We start from the raw sequence: 16,375 nt of genomic DNA, 5'->3' as shown, positions 1-16,375 counted from the left end.
AACCTGCCTTGATCTTTTTATTTATAAAATTAAATATATTTTGCTATAATTTATTTATCAACAAAAATCTAATTTTATTGAATTTTTTTATAAAATTGATGTTTTATATTGAAAATTTCTATTTGACTTCGTATTAAAACTATAATAAAAAAATATCATAAAAATAATACTATTAGTAAAAGGAGGGGTTAAAATGCCTAAGGTAGGTGTATATGTATGTCATTGTGGGGAGAATATCAAGGGGGCGGTTAATATTCAAGAGGTGGTGGAGTTTGCTAAAACTTTGTCTGATGTGGTGGTAGTAAGAGATTATCAGTTTATGTGTTCTGACCCTGGGCAGGAGTTGATTAAAAAGGACATTCAAGAGGGTTTGGTTGACAGGGTGGTGGTAGCTGCTTGTACACCAAGGACCCATGAACCTATTTTTAGGGCAGCGGTTGAATCAACTGGTTTAAACAAATATTTTTGTGAAATGGCTAATATTAGAGATCAGGATAGTTGGGCTCATTGGCACGATAAAGAAGGAGCTACTAAAAAAGCCAAAAGGTTGCTTGCCAGTGCAGTGGCTAAAGTTCGTTTGGCAGAGCCTTTAGAGGACCGTTTCCAAGATGCTGAAAAGTCTGTATTGGTTGTAGGAGGTGGAATTGCAGGTATTTTTGCAGCTTTAGACCTGGCAACCATAGGACTAAAGGTTTATTTAGTTGAGAAACAACCTTCTATCGGTGGGGTTATGGCTAAACTTGATAAAACTTTTCCTACGATGGACTGTTCTGCTTGTATTTTGACTCCTAAGATGGTGGAGGTTGCTCAGCATCCTAACATTGAACTTATCACCTATGCTGAGGTAGAAGATGTTAAAGGTTATGTAGGAAACTTTGAGGTTACCATCAAGAAAAAAGCGAGATATGTAGACTGGGATAAGTGTACTGGTTGTGGTCATTGTATGAATATTTGTCCTTCAAAGGCTCCTAATGAGTTTAACCTTGGGTTAGATAAGAGACCAGCCATTTATATAGAATTTCCTCAGGCAGTACCTAAGAAGGCGGTGATAGATGCGGAGAATTGTTTGTATTTTAAGACATTAAGAAAGACGGGTAAGACTGCCTGTCAGATATGTCAGAAGGGGATACCTAACAAGAACATAGAGGGATGTCCGGCAGGTGCGATTAATTATGAGGACAAGGATGAGTTTATCAAGGTAAAGGTAGGGTCTGTGATTTTAGCTACCGGGTTTAAAGCAATGGAAAAACATCATTTTAAAGAATACTCTCCTAATTGTCCAGACGTTCTTACTGCCCTTGAGTTTGAGAGACTTATTTCAGCCACTGGACCTACAGAAGGTCAGCTTAAGAGATTATCTGACGGAACGAAGCCTAAAAAAATAGCCTTTATTTCTTGTGTAGGAAGTAGAGACGAAAGACATCATTCTTATTGTTCTAAAGTTTGTTGTATGTATATGTTTAAACATGCCAAGATTTTAAAAGAAAAGTATCCTGACATAGACCTTTATCTATTTTTTATAGACGTTAGGACCGCAGGAAAAGATTTTGAAGAGTTTTATGTTTCTACTAAACAGCTTGGTGCCAAGGTAATAAGGGGAGGAAGGGTTTCAGCGGTTGACGTAAAACCTGATGGCAAGTTAAGGGTAAGGGCTTATGATAACGACCTATGCAGTCCTGTAGAGGTAGACGTAGACATGGTAGTGTTGGCTACGGCGATAGAGCCAGGACCAGATACAGAAAAATTGGGAAGACTTTTTAGTGCTAGTTGTGGTAGGGAAGGGTTTATCAGAGAGGTTCATACCAAGCTCTATCCAGTAGATACAGCCTCTAAAGGTGTTTTTGTATGCGGATGTGTACAAGGTCCTAAGGATATACCTGAATCTGTTTCTCAGGCTAAAGCAGCAGCCGCTTCAGCCGCCGCAACGGTTATCCCAGGTAAGATTAAGTTTGAGGCTATTGCGGCGGAGGTGATAAGGGATAAGTGTAGCAGTTGTGGGGTTTGTGTACAGCTTTGTCCATACAATGCGATAGTGCTTGAGGAATATAATGGGGTTTACAAGGCTAAGGTTGAGCCAGCCCTTTGTGCTGGTTGTGGAACTTGTGCGGCTGCTTGTCCGTCTAAGGCCATCATCTTCCATGGTTTCTCTACTGAACAAGTACTTGCTCAAATAGAGGCTATAGTTGAGGATTATCCAAATTTATAAACCAAAGGGGGTAGGGTAATGGAGAAGGAAGTAAACGTTATAAAGTTAGACGAGGAGTTTTCTAAGGAGTTTTGGGATGAGTTAGAGCAGATGGGTATGCCTGTGAAGGAGTTGAGGGAGTGTATACAGTGTGGGAGGTGTGCATCTACATGTCCGATGGCGTTAGCGGGTTTAGAGTATTTTATTAAGAGGATAGTGCATGCGAGTATATTAGGGTTGAGGGAGATATTTATGGAGGATTCATCGGTATGGGGATGTCAGAGTTGCAACAGGTGTGTGGAGATATGTCCGATGGACATAAAGCCATATGAGTTGATACAGGCGATAAGGAGGGTGTGTTTTAGGGAGTATGCGATGCCGTCTAATACGATAGATGGTTTGAGGAATTATTATGAGAGGGGTCATGCGGTGGTGGTTAAGGGATTTGAGGAGAGGAGGAAGAAGGTGGGATTGCCGGAGTATCCACCTACGGTGATAGGTAATGAGGAGATGAGGAAGAAGTTTCAGGAGGTAATGAAGCAGACTGCGTTAGCAGAGGTAGCACCGTTTCCACTTGATTAAAGAAAAAGGAGGGAAGAGATGAAGAGGGTAGGATTATTTTTAGGGTGTAACATACCGTTGAGGAGGCCGGATATAGAGTATTCGATGAGGTATTTATTGAAGGAATTAGGTGTGGAGGTAGTGGATTTAGAGGGTGCGACGTGTTGTCCTGCGTTTGGTACGATGCCATCGGTTGATTTGGTTGGTTGGTGTGTGGGTTCTGCGTGGAACATGGCGATAGCAGAGGGTAAGGGGTTAGAGGTGATGGTGACAGGATGTGGGAGTTGTTATGGTAGTTTGAATGAGGCTAGGTATCACATGGAGAAGCATCCGGAGATTAAGGAGAAGGTGAACGAGATATTAGGTAGTGTGGGGATGAGGTATGAGGGGAAGGTTAAGGTTTATAACATATACAATTATTTATATGATTTTATAGGGATAGAGGAGTTGAAGAAGGCGGTTAAGTATCCGTTGAATGGTATGGTATGTGGGGTGCAGGTAGGGTGTCATAATTTATGGCCGAGCAAGGCGTATCCGGCGAATGATGAGAATACATTTCAGCCTAAGAGGATGGGTGAGATATGTGAGGCGTTAGGAGGGGTTGCACCTTGGTATAGTATGATGACAGATTGTTGTGGGATGGGTGCGTTGGGTAGTTTGGCAAGGGACAAGTCATGGAGTTTGTTTAAGAGGAAGGCCGAGAAGATGATAGAGGAGATCAATCCAGAGTTATTTGTGACTGGGTGTAGTAGTTGTTTATTGAGGTTTGACAACGACCAGGCGCAGATGAAGAAGGAGGGGGTAATAGATTTTGAGGTGCCTGCGGTGCATGTGGCGCAGTTGGTGGCGTTGGCGTTGGGGGCGGAGCCTGAGAAGGCGGTTGGTTTGGCGGAGGTGCCTATAGATAAGGTGGTAGAAAAAATAAGAGGAGGTAAGTAATATGAGCTGGGAGCCAAAGATAGTGGTGATAGCCTGTAACTGGTGTACTTATGCTGGAGCAGACCTTGCAGGTAGTTTAAGATATAGTTATCCACCTACAGCATATATAGTAAGGGTTCCTTGTAGTGGTAGGGTAGAGCCTGAGTTTATAGTTAGTGCCTTGGTGAAAGGAGCTGATGCTGTTTTGGTTGGAGGTTGTCATCCAGGGGATTGTCATTACCGGTCAGGTAATTACAAGGCGTTGAGGAGGTTTAAGCTTTTGAAGAGGGTGTTAGAGGAGTTGGGGGTGGATGGAGACAGGGTTAGGCTTGAGTGGATATCAGGTAGTGAGGGTAAGAAGTTTGCGGACATAATAACGGAGATGGATGCTAAGGTAAGGGAAATAGGACCAAATCCAATGAAGGGGGTATAGGAGATGAGCAAGCCTAAGTTAGCATATTACCTGGCAGGTGGATGTGCAGGTTGTGATATAAGTTTGGTTGATTTAGCAGATTTTTTGGTGGATGTGGTTAGTGCGGTTGATATAGTGTTTTTTGCGCCGACACTGGTTGATGTTAAGTATAAGGATTTTGAGGCATTACCCGATGGGTCTGTAGATGTGGGTTTATTGACGGGTAACATAAGGAATAAGGAACATGAGCACATGGCTAAGGTGATGAGGGCTAAGTGTAAGGTGTTGATAGCGTATGGTATATGTGCGAGTTTAGGGGGTATAAAGGGATTGGTGAATTTGCACAGTAATCAGGAGTTGTTGGAGAAGGCGTACAGGGATACGTTTAGCACAGACAATCCGAGCGGGGAGTTACCGAGTCCGAGGTATGTGGTGGATGGGAAGTATGAGTTGGAGTTACCTGAGTTGACGGAGGCGAGGACGCTTGACCAGGTGGTGGAGGTAGATTATTACATAGGAGGGTGTCCGCCGCATTATGAGCATGTGAAGGCGGCGTTGTTGGCGTTATTGGAGGGTAAGTTACCGCCGAAGGGTAGTTGGATAACGATGGGTCATGCGGTGTGTGAGGTATGTGCGAGGAATCCGGTGTTAAGGGGTGAGAAGAAGAAGCCGGTAGGTGAGGTTAGGAGGGTGATAGAGGGTGGATTGGTAGAGGAGGAGTGTTTGCTTGAGGCAGGTTATTTATGTTTGGGACCGGTTACACAGGGAGATTGTGGGGCGAGTTGTTTGAAGGTGAACATACCGTGTAGGGGATGTGGAGGACCGATACCAGGGGTAAGGGATTATGGATTGAGGGCTATAAGTGCGATAGCGAGTGCGTTAGAGGATGAGACTTTAGTGGATAGGATAGAGGACCCGGTGAGGTTATTTTACAGGTATAGTTTGCCTGGGTCTATGATAAGGAAGAGGCTTGGTAAGTAATGGAAAAAACAAAAAAGAGATAGGAGGGGAAGGGTATGCAGAGGATAGAGATAAACCCCATGACAAGGTTAGAGGGTCATGGGAAGATAACGATATTTTTGGATGACAAGGGAAATGTAGACAACGCCTTTTGGCAGGTAGTAGAGTTTATGGGATATGAGAAGTTTTTAATAGGTATGCCTATAGAAGAGGTTCCAAGAACGGTAAGTACGGTTTGTGGCGTTTGTAGGGCTGTACATTTTATGGCCTCGTTGAAGGCCGCAGATGGGGTATATGGGGTATTGCCTACGGAGACGGCGAGGAAGTTGAGGGAGTTGTTTTACTATGCGCATTATGTAGAGGACCACATGGAGATAATATATGCTTTGGGGTTACCTGATTTTGTATGTGGTCCTACGGCTTCACCAGCTGAGAGGAACTTGGTTGGGTTGATCATGAAGGTAGGTGTAGATGTAGGAAGGGATGTTTTAAAGAAAAGGTTTGCTGCGGTTAGAATTATGGAAATCCTTGGAGGGAGACCAACTCATCCAGTTGCGGCGATACCAGGTGGGTGGAGCAAGAGGTTAACCGAGGAGGAGAGGCAGGAGATACTTAAGTATGCGGATGAGTGTGTGGAGTTAGGTAAGTTTACGCTTAAGGCGTTTAAGGATTTGGTGTTAAGCAATCCTCAGTATGTGGAGTTGATAAAGGGTGATGTGTATAAGGTGGTAACGAATTATTTAGGGACGGTAGATGGGAATGGCAAGGTTACGTATTATGACGGGACGCAGGTATTTGTGGACACTAAGGGGAATGAGATAGGAAGGTTTGTAGGGAAGGAGTATTTGGACTGGATAGCGGAGAGGACGTTACCATGGAGTTATCAGAAGGCACCGTATATAAAGAAGTTTGGGTGGAAGGGTATAGTAGACGGAGAGGGTACGAGTTTGTATAGTGTGGGACCGCTTGCGAGGTTTAACGTAGGTAATGGATTTGATACACCTGGAGCGCAGGAGGCATATGAGGAGATGTTGGAGTTTTTTGGAGGGAAGCCTGTGCACAATATATTAGGTTATCACTGGGCTAGGGCGATAGAGTTGTTACATTGTGCGGAGAAGATTAAGGAGCTTGCGTCAGACGAGAGTATTACGGCACCTGATGTGAGGCAGGAATTAGGGGAGCCGGTAGGAGAAGGTGTAGGTATAATCGAGGCAGTAAGAGGAACGCTTATCCATCATTACAAGACAGACAATAAGGGTATAGTAACCGATGCTAACATTATAGTGGCAACCACCCACAATAAAGGACCTATTAATATAGCCATCAAGAGGGCGGCAGAGAATTTTATCAAGGAAGGGAAGGTAGACGAAGGTATTCTCAACTTAGTAGAAATAGCTTATAGACCTTATGACCTTTGCCTTGCCTGTTCTACCCATACGTTACCTGGTAAGCTGCCTGTGCAGATAGACATTTATACTAAGGATGGAGAATTGGTAAAATCTTTGAGAAACTTTGAAAATTTAAAATAAAATGTCTTTTGTGTCATTAAGTAGGGGGCTCTCCCCCTACTTCCCCCCTACTTTCTTTTAATCCTTTGTCTTTTAATCCAATTCTGAAAAACCGTCTTGTTCAGTTTTAAAATTTATAATTTGGTTAGACCCTTTGGGTGCATGTCTTAGCTGTATAAATATAAAAAGTAAAATTTTTCAAAAACAAATAAAAAAGCCTAAATTTTTTAGAAAAAATAAATAAAAAACGAAAAAAATAGAAAAAAGCGCTGTTAAATCTATTTGACTTTGATTGTTAGTATTTTATAAATAAATAGTAAGAAGACTAATAGAATATTAAAATAAGGGGGTTAAACATGCCAAAGGTCGGGGTTTATCTATGTCATTGTGGGGAGAACATCAAAGGTGGGGTTAATATCCAAGAATTAGTAGAGTTTGCTAAAACTTTACCTGATGTTACGGTGGTTAGGGACTATTTCTTTATGTGTTCTGACCCTGGGCAGGAGTTGATTAAAAAGGACATTCAAGAGGGTTTGGTTGACAGGGTAGTGGTAGCTGCTTGTACACCAAGGACCCATGAACCTATTTTTAGGGCAGCGGTTGAGTCAGTTGGTTTAAACAAATATTTTTGTGAGATAGCTAATATTAGAGACCAAAATACTTGGGCTCATTGGGGAAAGATTAAAGAAGCTACTGAGAAAGCCAAGAGAATCATTAAAAGTGCTGTTGCTAAAGTAAGGTTAGCTGAGGCTTTAGAAGACCGTTTCGAACCTATGGAAAAGTCTGTATTGGTAGTTGGTGGCGGAATTGCAGGTATGTTTGCAGCTTTAGATTTAGCCAACATGGGATTAAAGGTTTATTTAGTGGAGAAGAGGCCTTCTATCGGCGGTAACATGGCCATGCTTGATAAGACCTTCCCGACTATGGACTGCTCGGCTTGAATACTTACCCCCAAGATGGGCGAGGTCGCCCAGCATCCTAACATTGAACTTATCACCTATGCTGAGGTAGAAGATGTTAAAGGTTATGTAGGAAACTTTGAGGTTACCATCAAGAAAAAAGCGAGATATGTAGACTGGGATAAGTGTACTGGTTGTGGTCATTGTATGAACATTTGTCCTTCAAAGGCTCCTAATGAATTTAACCTTGGGTTAGATAAGAGACCGGCTATTTACATTCAATTTCCTCAGGCAGTACCTAAGAAGGCGGTGATAGATGCGGAGAATTGTTTGTATTTTAAGACATTAAGAAAGACGGGTAAGACTGCCTGTCAGATATGTCAGAAGGGGATACCTAACAAGAACATAGAGGGATGTCCGGCAGGTGCGATTAATTATGAGGACAAGGATGAGTTTATCAAGGTAAAGGTAGGGTCTGTGATTTTAGCTACCGGGTTTAAAGCAATGGAAAAACATCATTTTAAAGAATACTCTCCCAACTGTCCTGACGTAGTAACGGCCATGGAGTTTGAACGTATCCTTTCTCCTACCGGACCTACTGAGGGACAACTTAAAAGATTGTCTGATGGACAAAAGCCAAAGAAGATGGCTTTTATTGCCTGTGTAGGAAGTAGAGACGAAAGGTATCATAGCTATTGTTCTAAGGTCTGTTGTATGTATATCATGAAACATGCAAGAATCTTAAAAGAAAAGTATCCTGACATAGACCTTTATCTATTTTTTATAGACGTTAGGACCGCAGGAAAAGATTTTGAAGAATTTTATGTATACACCAAAAAGCTTGGTGCCAAGGTAATAAGGGGAGGAAGGGTTTCAGCGGTTGACGTAAAACCTGATGGCAAGTTAAGGGTAAGGGCTTATGATAACGACCTATGCAGTCCTGTAGAGGTAGACGTAGACATGGTAGTGTTGGCTACGGCGATAGAGCCAGGACCAGATACAGAAAAATTGGGAAGACTTTTTAGTGCTAGTTGTGGTAGGGAAGGGTTTATCAGAGAGGTTCATACCAAGCTCTATCCAGTAGAGACTTCTGCTAAAGGTGTATTCATTGCTGGATGTGTGCAAGGACCTAAGGACATTCCTGAATCTATCGCTCAGTCAAGGGCTGCTTCTTCTGCGGCGGCTGCTTTGGTATTACCGGGTAAGATTAGGTTTGAGGCGATTTCTGCCGAGGTGATAAGGGATAAGTGTAGCAGTTGTGGGGTTTGTGTACAGCTTTGTCCATACAATGCGATAGTGCTTGAGGAATATAATGGGGTTTACAAGGCCAAGGTTGAGCCAGCCCTTTGTGCTGGTTGTGGGACTTGTGCGGCTGCCTGTCCGTCTAAGGCCATTATTTTCCATGGCTTTACTACTGAACAGATAATAGAACAGATTAAGGCTATAACGGTTGATTAAAAAAGAAAGAAACCAAAGGGGGTAGGGTAATGGAGAAGGAAGTAAACGTTATAAAGTTAGACGAGGAGTTTTCTAAGGAGTTTTGGGATGAGTTAGAGCAGATGGGTATGCCTGTGAAGGAGTTGAGGGAGTGTATACAGTGTGGGAGGTGTGCATCTACATGTCCGATGGCGTTAGCGGGTTTAGAGTATTTTATTAAGAGGATAGTGCATGCGAGCATATTAGGGTTGAGGGAGATATTTATGGAGGATTCATCGGTATGGGGATGTCAGAGTTGCAACAGGTGTGTGGAGATATGTCCGATGGACATAAAGCCATATGAGTTGATACAGGCGATAAGGAGGGTGTGTTTTAGGGAGTATGCGATGCCGTCTAATACGATAGATGGTTTGAGGAATTATTATGAGAGGGGTCATGCGGTGGTGGTTAAGGGATTTGAGGAGAGGAGGAAGAAGGTGGGATTGCCGGAGTATCCACCTACGGTGATAGGTAATGAGGAGATGAGGAAGAAGTTTCAGGAGGTAATGAAGCAGACTGCGTTAGCAGAGGTAGCACCGTTTCCACTTGATTAAAGAAAAAGGAGGGAAGAGATGAAGAGGGTAGGATTATTTTTAGGGTGTAACATACCGTTGAGGAGGCCGGATATAGAGTATTCGATGAGGTATTTATTGAAGGAATTAGGTGTGGAGGTAGTGGATTTAGAGGGTGCGACGTGTTGTCCTGCGTTTGGTACGATGCCATCGGTTGATTTGGTTGGTTGGTGTGTGGGTTCTGCGTGGAACATGGCGATAGCAGAGGGTAAGGGGTTAGAGGTGATGGTGACAGGATGTGGGAGTTGTTATGGTAGTTTGAATGAGGCTAGGTATCACATGGAGAAGCATCCGGAGATTAAGGAGAAGGTGAACGAGATATTAGGTAGTGTGGGGATGAGGTATGAGGGGAAGGTTAAGGTTTATAACATATACAATTATTTATATGATTTTATAGGGATAGAGGAGTTGAAGAAGGCGGTTAAGTATCCGTTGAATGGTATGGTATGTGGGGTGCAGGTAGGGTGTCATAATTTATGGCCGAGCAAGGCGTATCCGGCGAATGATGAGAATACATTTCAGCCTAAGAGGATGGGTGAGATATGTGAGGCGTTAGGAGGGGTTGCACCTTGGTATAGTATGATGACAGATTGTTGTGGGATGGGTGCGTTGGGTAGTTTGGCAAGGGACAAGTCATGGAGTTTGTTTAAGAGGAAGGCCGAGAAGATGATAGAGGAGATCAATCCAGAGTTATTTGTGACTGGGTGTAGTAGTTGTTTATTGAGGTTTGACAACGACCAGGCGCAGATGAAGAAGGAGGGGGTAATAGATTTTGAGGTGCCTGCGGTGCATGTGGCGCAGTTGGTGGCGTTGGCGTTGGGGGCGGAGCCTGAGAAGGCGGTTGGTTTGGCGGAGGTGCCTATAGATAAGGTGGTAGAAAAAATAAGAGGAGGTAAGTAATATGAGCTGGGAGCCAAAGATAGTGGTGATAGCCTGTAACTGGTGTACTTATGCTGGAGCAGACCTTGCAGGTAGTTTAAGATATAGTTATCCACCTACAGCATATATAGTAAGGGTTCCTTGTAGTGGTAGGGTAGAGCCTGAGTTTATAGTTAGTGCCTTGGTGAAAGGAGCTGATGCTGTTTTGGTTGGAGGTTGTCATCCAGGGGATTGTCATTACCGGTCAGGTAATTACAAGGCGTTGAGGAGGTTTAAGCTTTTGAAGAGGGTGTTAGAGGAGTTGGGGGTGGATGGAGACAGGGTTAGGCTTGAGTGGATATCAGGTAGTGAGGGTAAGAAGTTTGCGGACATAATAACGGAGATGGATGCTAAGGTAAGGGAAATAGGACCAAATCCAATGAAGGGGGTATAGGAGATGAGCAAGCCTAAGTTAGCATATTACCTGGCAGGTGGATGTGCAGGTTGTGATATAAGTTTGGTTGATTTAGCAGATTTTTTGGTGGATGTGGTTAGTGCGGTTGATATAGTGTTTTTTGCGCCGACACTGGTTGATGTTAAGTATAAGGATTTTGAGGCATTACCCGATGGGTCTGTAGATGTGGGTTTATTGACGGGTAACATAAGGAATAAGGAACATGAGCACATGGCTAAGGTGATGAGGGCTAAGTGTAAGGTGTTGATAGCGTATGGTATATGTGCGAGTTTAGGGGGTATAAAGGGATTGGTGAATTTGCACAGTAATCAGGAGTTGTTGGAGAAGGCGTACAGGGATACGTTTAGCACAGACAATCCGAGCGGGGAGTTACCGAGTCCGAGGTATGTGGTGGATGGGAAGTATGAGTTGGAGTTACCTGAGTTGACGGAGGCGAGGACGCTTGACCAGGTGGTGGAGGTAGATTATTACATAGGAGGGTGTCCGCCGCATTATGAGCATGTGAAGGCGGCGTTGTTGGCGTTATTGGAGGGTAAGTTACCGCCGAAGGGTAGTTGGATAACGATGGGTCATGCGGTGTGTGAGGTATGTGCGAGGAATCCGGTGTTAAGGGGTGAGAAGAAGAAGCCGGTAGGTGAGGTTAGGAGGGTGATAGAGGGTGGATTGGTAGAGGAGGAGTGTTTGCTTGAGGCAGGTTATTTATGTTTGGGACCGGTTACACAGGGAGATTGTGGGGCGAGTTGTTTGAAGGTGAACATACCGTGTAGGGGATGTGGAGGACCGATACCAGGGGTAAGGGATTATGGATTGAGGGCTATAAGTGCGATAGCGAGTGCGTTAGAGGATGAGGGTTTGGTGGATAGGATAGAGGACCCGGTGAGGTTATTTTACAGATATAGTTTACCTGGGTCTATGATAAGGAAGAGGCTTAGTAAGTAATGGAAAAAACAAAAAAGAGATAGGAGGGGAAGGGTATGCAGAGGATAGAGATAAACCCCATGACAAGGTTAGAGGGTCATGGGAAGATAACGATATTTTTGGATGACAAGGGAAATGTAGACAACGCCTTTTTACAGGTAGTAGAGTTTATGGGATATGAGAAGTTTTTGATAGGTATGCCTATAGAAGAGGTTCCAAGAACGGTAAGTACGATTTGTGGCGTCTGAAGGGGTGTACATTTTATGGCCTCGTTGAAGGCCGCAGATGGGGTATATGGGGTAGTGCCTACGGAGACGGCGAGGAAGTTGAGGGAGTTGTTTTACTATGCGCATTATGTAGAGGACCACATGGAGATAATCTATGCTTTGGGGTTACCTGATTTTGTATGTGGTCCTACGGCTTCACCAGCTGAGAGGAACTTGGTTGGGTTGATCATGAAGGTAGGTGTAGATGTAGGAAGGGATGTTTTAAAGAAGAGGTTTGCTGCTGTTAGAATATTTGAAATTCTTGGAGGAAGACCTAGCCATCCAGTTGCGGCGATACCAGGTGGGTGGAGCAAGAGGTTAACCGAGGAGGAGAGGCAGGAGATACTTAAGTATGCGGATGAGTGTGTGGAGTTGGGGAAGTTTACGCTTAAGGCGTTTAAGGATTTGGTGTTAAGCAATCCTCAGTATGTGGAGTTGATAAAGGGTGATGTGTATAAGGTGGTAACGAATTATTTAGGGACGGTAGATGGGAATGGCAAGGTTACGTATTATGACGGGACGCAGGTATTTGTGGACACTAAGGGGAATGAGATAGGAAGGTTTGTAGGTAAGGAGTATTTGGAGTGGATAGCGGAGAGGACGTTACCATGGAGTTATCAGAAGGCACCGTATATAAAGAAGTTTGGGTGGAAGGGTATAGTAGACGGAGAGGGTACGAGTTTGTATAGTGTGGGACCGCTTGCGAGGTTTAACGTAGGTAATGGATTTGATACACCTGGAGCGCAGGAGGCATATGAGGAGATGTTGGAGTTTTTTGGAGGGAAGCCTGTGCACAATATATTAGGGTATCATTGGGCGAGGGCGATAGAGTTGTTACATTGTGCGGAGAAGATTAAGGAGCTTGCATCAGACGAGAGTATTACGGCACCTGATGTGAGGCAGGAGTTAGGGGAGCCGGTAGGAGAGGGAGTAGGTATAGTTGAGGCAGCAAGAGGAACGCTTATCCATCATTACAAGACAGACAATAAGGGTATAGTAACCGATGCTAACATTATAGTGGCAACCACCCACAACAAGGGGCCGATGAACATAGCCATCAAGAGGGCGGCAGAGAATTTTATCAAGGAAGGAAAGGTAGACGAAGGTATTCTCAACTTAGTAGAAATAGCTTATAGACCTTATGACCTTTGTTTTGCCTGTTCTACCCATACGTTACCTGGTAAGCTGCCTGTGCAGATAGACATTTATACTAAGGATGGAGAGTTGGTAAAATCTTTGAGAAATTTTAAATAAAAGTTTTTAGTTTTTCGAGATTTTAAAAGGGGGCTTTAAAAGCCCCCTTTTTTATTTTGATAAATAGTTTATAATAAAGCATTATGCAGAAAAAGGCTATAGTTATAGGGATAGGTAATCCTAATTTTCGTGACGACGGGGTCGGTTATAAAATAGTCGAACAATTAGAGGGTTTAGTAGATACGGTCTGTCTGCTTAATACAGACTTGAAGGTAATAGATGTAATGTTAGGTTATGACTTAGCGGTTATAGTAGATGGGGTAAAGATTGGGGTTGAGCCTGGGACGATCGTTGAGCTTGACCCGCTTAAAACCTTTGAAAAAGTCTATGCCAGCGGCACCCATAGTCTTACGGTTTTTGAGGTAATAAGGATTGGTTATCAAGTGTTTCCAGAAGAGATGCCAAAAGAGATAAAAATCATCGGAGTAGAGGTAGAAGACATAGACACTTTAGATAGAGATTGTAGTCTTAAGGTTAAGGCAGCAATCCCTAAGGTTGTGCAACTTATTAAAGAATATTTAAAGCTAACTTAGTCAACAAAAAAGTAAGGGTTATCGAAATAGTAAGGGTGAAAATCCAGTTTATTCCTATCTTTTTAATCAAGTCTATTTTAACGGTTTGAAAACCTTTAGTAAGTCCTACTCCAGTAATGCCTCCTATGATGCAGTAGGTGGTTGAAATAGGCATTCCTAACAAAGTAAAAGAAAAAATGCATAAACCTGCTCCAAACTGGGCAACAAAACCTGAAAGAGGGTCTAAAGAGGTTATACCTTTCCCTACGGTTTCTATAACCCTATGACTAAGTAAAACAGCCCCTAAGAAAATAAGGCTTGAGGCGATAAAATAAAGTAATATTTTATTGATTTTTAATCCCGTATACATCACAGGACCAAGGACCGTTGCCAGTTCGTTAGCTCCGGTGTTATAAGCAATAAGCGAAGAACTTATCAGTAGAAAAAACCTTAAAAGCTTTTCTAATCTAAAAAAGGGCAATTTAGACATGAAGTTTACCACTAACTTATAAAGAAAAAAACTTATTATACAAGCTATTATTGGTGAAATCAGCCAAGACAAAACAACTTTTATTAAAGAAATAGTATTTATATTAAGCTCTAAAGCTAAACCGCTTCCGATAAGGCTTCCTATGATTACTTGATGGGTTGATAGAGGAAGTTTTCTCCAGTTTGAAAAAAGTATCAACAAAGCAGACAAGAGCAAAGAAAGACTTAGGGTAAGAGGGGTAGTTTCAACCAGATTTTTGCCTACGGTTTTCATTACTTTATCACCGTTTAACAAAACTCCAAGAAAAACTAAAATTCCAAAAATAAAAACAGCCCTTTTAAACTTTATTACTCCGGCTCCGATGGAGATGCCAAGGGCATTAGAGGCATCGTTTGACCCTATTCCAAAGGCAATTAAAAGGCTGGCTATGATGGCGATTTCTATCATAGATTAAGACCAAAGACTTATTTTAAACTTAGGTCTAAAAGATAGAGGTAGTCGCTTGCATCTTCTATAACATCGCTGATAGAGAGAAGGGAATCTACAAAGTCAGACATAATCTTCCCTTCCCAATAGTTGGTAATCCTGCAGAGTTTACAATTTCTAATTTTTTCTGTAATCTCCATCTTGATTTCATCTACCTTTTTTTCTAAAATTCTTATCGCTAAGTTTTTTTCTCGAATGTTATCTTTGGTCCAAAGAGATTCAAAAGATTTTATCAATATTTGACACATCTCAACGTTTATATGAGCAACCCTTAAGCACTCTTCTTCTATGTTTTTGTAGGTTAATCCATAAAGGTCAGAGTTTAGGATATAACGGTATTCAAAGGCACAGACTTTCATATGGTCAAAAGCCTTTTCAGTGATTTCTATAAAATTGCAAAGATTAGGTCTGATGTAGGGTAAAAAAGCTCCCTCATAAATAAGACCGATAACTTCTCTTTTTAAGGCGTCTGCCTCTCGTTCAAGATTTTCTATACAATAGGTGTTCTCAAAACTTTCTTGAAGTAAAGTTTCCTTTAAACATTCGGTAGCAGCACAAAGGGTTTTTAGATAGTCTTGTATTTTGGCTATGGCTTTTTTTTCTAACTTGCCACCACTAAAAAATTTTTCTAACATAACTAAAACCTCTTTTATTTTTTAGCTTGTTCTACTAAGACGTTGTTTAGGACATCAAAAAAGGATACAACCCCTATAATCTTACCTTCTTCGTCGCTAACAAAAACTCTTGCGATGTTGTTTTTGTCCATAAGTTCTAAAATTTTTTCTATCGGGGTGTTTTTAGAAACCCTCAATACAGGTTTGGAGGCTATATCCCCTATCTTTACTTTATGTGGGTCTAAATGTTTACTTAATACCTTGAAGATGATGTTTCTTACGGTAACCACTCCATAGTCATCATTAGGGTCCTTAGGTAACACCAACAAAGACCTAATACGTTTGTCTATCAACCTTTCTATCGCATCATAAACCGTAGCATCGGCAGAGATGTTTTCTAATTTTTTATTCATGATATCCTCTGCTACTTTTCCCATTATACCCCCTCCTCAACTTTCTTTAATTGTTTATAAAAAACATTATAAACATAAAAAATACAAAAATCAACCGATCTTTTAAAAGATGCGATTGCAATTTTAAAATATAAATCTTTTAACTATTGAGTATAGCAGACAATAAAAGCCTATCTTTTCTCAGTCTAAATTATAGATATACTTTGAGGTTTGGAAAAGTAAGGTGTTGCTTAATAAAAAATAATAAAATAAAAGGGTAGGTGTAGTTTTTCGTGGTCCAGGTTTTTAGACCGATTGAAACTCCAAGAGAATTAAGGAAAAATAAAAAATGGGCGGAAGAGGATTTGAACCTCTGACCCCCGGCTTGTAAGGCCGATGCTCTCCCCCTGAGCTATCCGCCCGTTTTTGTTAAAAGAATTACAAGTATTAATTAAAGATAATATAAAATGAGGTTTTGTCAATATCTCTTAGAAGGTTGTTCTAAAAATATTATTCTATCCCCTTAAGGGATTTCAAGGAAGCGCTGTCTGTCCTAAGACCTTTATTACTTTAAATATGGTGAGGCTTTTTATCAGAAGATTCCTCGATTAAGAGCTAA

At 42.0% G+C, this 16,375-nt stretch carries 16 protein-coding genes and 1 tRNA gene; 13 read left to right on the top strand and 4 right to left on the bottom strand.

The window, feature by feature from the left end; all coding sequences use genetic code 11:
• The first annotated feature begins 193 nt into the window (after positions 1-193).
• From F1847_RS06880 to F1847_RS06820, 13 genes are all read left to right on the top strand, one after another.
• Positions 194-2,206 (top strand): CoB--CoM heterodisulfide reductase iron-sulfur subunit A family protein, encoded by a 2,013-nt coding sequence (locus tag F1847_RS06880; protein ID WP_150072334.1) that lies wholly within the window; start codon positions 194-196, stop codon positions 2,204-2,206.
• A gap of 18 nt (positions 2,207-2,224) precedes the next feature.
• Complete coding sequence (locus F1847_RS06875) at positions 2,225-2,767, top strand: 4Fe-4S dicluster domain-containing protein (protein WP_206202393.1); 543 nt, start codon at positions 2,225-2,227, stop codon at positions 2,765-2,767.
• Between the two features lie 84 nt (positions 2,768-2,851).
• Positions 2,852-3,685 (top strand): CoB--CoM heterodisulfide reductase iron-sulfur subunit B family protein, encoded by an 834-nt coding sequence (locus F1847_RS06870; protein ID WP_240702775.1) that lies wholly within the window; start codon positions 2,852-2,854, stop codon positions 3,683-3,685.
• 1 nt (position 3,686) lies between these two features.
• Positions 3,687-4,097: a hydrogenase iron-sulfur subunit gene (locus tag F1847_RS06865; protein WP_150072329.1), complete on the top strand. Its 411-nt coding sequence runs from the start codon at positions 3,687-3,689 to the stop codon at positions 4,095-4,097.
• A gap of 3 nt (positions 4,098-4,100) precedes the next feature.
• Entirely contained in the window at positions 4,101-5,057 is a 957-nt protein-coding gene (locus tag F1847_RS06860) for a F420-nonreducing hydrogenase (RefSeq protein WP_150072333.1), read from the top strand.
• A 35-nt stretch (positions 5,058-5,092) separates the two neighbouring features.
• On the top strand, positions 5,093-6,565 hold the full coding sequence (locus tag F1847_RS06855) for a Ni/Fe hydrogenase subunit alpha (protein ID WP_150072332.1): 1,473 nt from the start codon (positions 5,093-5,095) through the stop codon (positions 6,563-6,565).
• A gap of 335 nt (positions 6,566-6,900) precedes the next feature.
• Positions 6,901-8,901 (top strand): CoB--CoM heterodisulfide reductase iron-sulfur subunit A family protein, encoded by a 2,001-nt coding sequence (locus F1847_RS06850; RefSeq protein ID WP_150072331.1) that lies wholly within the window; start codon positions 6,901-6,903, stop codon positions 8,899-8,901.
• 29 nt (positions 8,902-8,930) lie between these two features.
• Positions 8,931-9,473, top strand: coding sequence for a 4Fe-4S dicluster domain-containing protein (locus F1847_RS06845; RefSeq protein ID WP_206202393.1), 543 nt, complete (start codon positions 8,931-8,933; stop codon positions 9,471-9,473).
• Between the two features lie 84 nt (positions 9,474-9,557).
• On the top strand, positions 9,558-10,391 hold the full coding sequence (locus F1847_RS06840) for a CoB--CoM heterodisulfide reductase iron-sulfur subunit B family protein (protein WP_240702775.1): 834 nt from the start codon (positions 9,558-9,560) through the stop codon (positions 10,389-10,391).
• A 1-nt stretch (position 10,392) separates the two neighbouring features.
• Positions 10,393-10,803: a hydrogenase iron-sulfur subunit gene (locus F1847_RS06835; RefSeq protein WP_150072329.1), complete on the top strand. Its 411-nt coding sequence runs from the start codon at positions 10,393-10,395 to the stop codon at positions 10,801-10,803.
• A 3-nt stretch (positions 10,804-10,806) separates the two neighbouring features.
• The gene (locus F1847_RS06830) at positions 10,807-11,763 is read left to right on the top strand and encodes a F420-nonreducing hydrogenase (protein ID WP_150072328.1); all 957 of its coding nucleotides are present in this window, start codon (positions 10,807-10,809) and stop codon (positions 11,761-11,763) included.
• A gap of 35 nt (positions 11,764-11,798) precedes the next feature.
• Positions 11,799-13,262: a Ni/Fe hydrogenase subunit alpha gene (locus F1847_RS06825; RefSeq protein WP_150072327.1), complete on the top strand. Its 1,464-nt coding sequence runs from the start codon at positions 11,799-11,801 to the stop codon at positions 13,260-13,262.
• Between the two features lie 83 nt (positions 13,263-13,345).
• Positions 13,346-13,795, top strand: a complete 450-nt coding sequence (locus F1847_RS06820; protein WP_150072326.1) for a hydrogenase maturation protease — start codon at positions 13,346-13,348, stop codon at positions 13,793-13,795.
• Here F1847_RS06820 and F1847_RS06815 read toward each other — a convergent pair.
• From F1847_RS06815 to F1847_RS06800, 4 genes are all read right to left on the bottom strand, one after another.
• Complete coding sequence (locus tag F1847_RS06815) at positions 13,770-14,711, bottom strand: inorganic phosphate transporter (protein ID WP_150072325.1); 942 nt, start codon at positions 14,709-14,711, stop codon at positions 13,770-13,772. The two genes, F1847_RS06820 and F1847_RS06815, sit on opposite strands and share 26 nt — an antisense overlap.
• A gap of 17 nt (positions 14,712-14,728) precedes the next feature.
• Positions 14,729-15,385: a DUF47 family protein gene (locus tag F1847_RS06810; protein WP_150072324.1), complete on the bottom strand. Its 657-nt coding sequence runs from the start codon at positions 15,383-15,385 to the stop codon at positions 14,729-14,731.
• 14 nt (positions 15,386-15,399) lie between these two features.
• Positions 15,400-15,801 carry a cyclic nucleotide-binding/CBS domain-containing protein gene (locus tag F1847_RS06805; protein ID WP_150072323.1) on the bottom strand — a complete coding sequence of 134 codons (402 nt, stop codon included), beginning with the start codon at positions 15,799-15,801 and terminating at the stop codon, positions 15,400-15,402.
• Positions 15,802-16,106: 305 nt separating this feature from the next.
• Positions 16,107-16,178 (bottom strand) — tRNA-Val (locus F1847_RS06800).
• Positions 16,179-16,375 lie beyond the last annotated feature (197 nt).

Source organism: Thermodesulfobacterium sp. TA1 (assembly GCF_008630935.1).
Lineage (GTDB): Bacteria > Desulfobacterota > Thermodesulfobacteria > Thermodesulfobacteriales > Thermodesulfobacteriaceae > Thermodesulfobacterium.
The sequence above is the reverse complement of the archived record's forward strand: the minus strand, read 5'-3'. Positions and strand labels throughout refer to the sequence as shown.